Consider the following 2,261-nt stretch of genomic DNA (forward strand, 5'->3'; position numbering starts at 1 on the left):
CGCTTCTGGCTGCCGTGCTTCTGCACGGTATAGACATAGGCACGGTTGAGCATCGCCTCATCCGCTTGCGGATCATAGGCGAGAACACGTTCGACAAGTTCGTACTGGCGCAGCATCTATGCTCTAAATGGCGGCAAGCGGGCCTTCCCTGCAAGAGGGAAAGCCTCGCAATTGCAATCGAATTGCTCGATCAATCGGGGAACGTCAGCTCCAGACGGCTTGCGGGGGCAGGCTCATCAGGATGGCGTCGATGTTTCCGCCTGTCTTAAGGCCGAAAAGCGTGCCTCGGTCCCACACCAGATTGAACTCGGCATAGCGACCGCGATATTCCAGTTGGCGCAGCTTTTCCGCCTCGTTGAAGGCCATGCCCATGCGGCGGCGGACAAGCGTGGGGAACACCGCGAGAAACGCTTCGCCGACATCGCGGGTGAAGGCAAAGTTGGTTTCGAACGCCGCGTCGTCGGCGCATTCGAGATGGTCATAGAAGATGCCGCCCACACCGCGATGCACCTTGCGGTGGGGAATCCAGAAGTAGTCGTCGGCCCACTTCTTGAACTTCGGGTAATACTCAGCATCATGCCGGTCACACGCGGCCTTGTAGGTTGCGTGGAACTCCGCCGTATCGTCGTCATAGGGGATCGGTGGATTGAGATCACCGCCGCCGCCGAACCATGCCTTGCTGGTGGTCAGGAAGCGTGTGTTCATGTGGACGGCGGGCACATGCGGATTGGCCATGTGCGCCACCAGGCTGATGCCCGTGGCGGTAAAGCCCGGCGCATCGGCGCTCGCTCCGTTGATAGTGCCGGCGAACTCCTTTGAAAATTCGCCCTGCACGGTCGAGACGTTCACCCCGACCTTCTCGAACACCTTGCCCTTCATCAGGCCCTGCACACCGCCGCCACCGTTCGCGACAGTTTCGCCCTCATGCTCGCGGTTCCACGGCGTATAGGCAAACGACGCTTCAGAACCTGCCTCACGCTCGATCGATTCGAATTCGGCGCAGATCCGGTCGCGCAAAGTTTCGAACCATGTACGGGCGCGGGCGGTGTGGTCGGTCCAGTTGCTCATGCCCTGCCCTTGCCAACACAATCTGCATACGGCAAGGGGAAGTATGGTTCCCTTTTCGTTCGCCTCACAGGAGTTCAGGCTCGGCCCGTCACGCGCGGTGTTCTGGGTTGAGGAGAACGCGCTGCTGGTGGCAGACCTTCACCTCGAAAAGGCCAGCTTCTTTGCCCGGCACGGCCAGATGCTTCCCCCTTACGACAGCCGGGCCACGCTGGAACGGCTGGCCGAATCCCTGCGCGAAACAGGCGCGCGGCGCGTATTCTGTCTGGGCGATTCGTTTCACGATGCCGCTGCAGTGGCACGGATGGAACCCCACGCCGCCGGAATGCTCGACGCGCTTACCCGCGCAACCGATTGGATCTGGATCACCGGAAACCACGATGAAGACGCAGGCGCGCCGGGCGGCACACTGGTCGATGAACTCGATGTGCGCGGCGTAAACCTGCGCCATATCGCCCGCAAAGGCAGCGCCGGGGCGGAGGTTTCAGGCCACTTCCACCCCAAGCTGCGCGTATCGATCCGGGGCCGGAATATCGCCCGTCCTTGCGCGGTGGCCAGTGAGAACCGCCTGATTCTCCCGGCTTTTGGCGCGTTGACCGGCGGCATGGACGCTGGCGATCCCGCCATCCTCTCAGCGCTGCAACCCGCCCGGGCCATTGACGCGATCGTCCCTGCTGGAGAGAAACTGGCCCGCTTTGCCTTGTGGCGTGCTGCGGCGTAATTCGTGATTCCTTCGCAACACGCGAACATCAATCGATGATTGCCGGGAACTTCATGCAAACCGGCCCTTTCAAAGGCCGCGCATTGTGATATGAGCGCGCCAATCGTATATTTGGGCAAACTGCAGGAGAAAGCACTATAGCTCCCCCACCGCGGCGCATGATGGCGCCCCCCGTCAAGAGCGGGCCTCGCTTCAACAATATGATCAACGTGCCAAAGGTGCGCGTGATCGACGGTGATGGCGAGAACCTGGGTGTAATGTACACCCGCGAAGCGATCGAACAGGCTGCCGAAGTCGGCCTCGATCTGGTTGAGGTTTCGCCCAACGCTGACCCGCCGGTCTGCAAGTTCCTCGATGTCGGCAAGTTCCGCTACGAGGCGCAGAAGAAGGCGAATCTTGCCCGCAAGAGCCAGAAGACGCAGGAGATCAAGGAGATCAAGATGCGTCCGAACATCGATGACCACGATTACGACAC

The 2,261-nt window shown here is 60.9% G+C and carries 3 protein-coding genes; 2 read left to right on the forward strand and 1 reads right to left on the reverse strand.

Going from position 1 to position 2,261, the window contains the following annotated elements; all coding sequences use genetic code 11:
* Positions 1-204: 204 nt before the first annotated feature.
* A complete protein-coding gene (gene hemF, locus ACOVQ0_RS17670) occupies positions 205-1,068 on the reverse strand; it encodes an oxygen-dependent coproporphyrinogen oxidase (RefSeq protein WP_421887495.1) in 864 nt (287 codons plus the stop codon).
* Positions 1,069-1,111: 43 nt separating this feature from the next.
* Here hemF and pdeM point away from each other — a divergent pair, with 43 nt between their 5' ends.
* Complete coding sequence (pdeM, locus tag ACOVQ0_RS17675; RefSeq protein WP_421887497.1) at positions 1,112-1,786, forward strand: ligase-associated DNA damage response endonuclease PdeM; 675 nt, start codon at positions 1,112-1,114, stop codon at positions 1,784-1,786.
* A gap of 158 nt (positions 1,787-1,944) precedes the next feature.
* The coding region (gene infC, locus ACOVQ0_RS17680; RefSeq protein ID WP_421887500.1) for a translation initiation factor IF-3 at positions 1,945-2,261 on the forward strand (317 nt) is incomplete at its 3' end.

The organism is Novosphingobium sp., assembly GCF_049240505.1.
In the GTDB taxonomy this organism is placed as follows: domain Bacteria; phylum Pseudomonadota; class Alphaproteobacteria; order Sphingomonadales; family Sphingomonadaceae; genus Novosphingobium.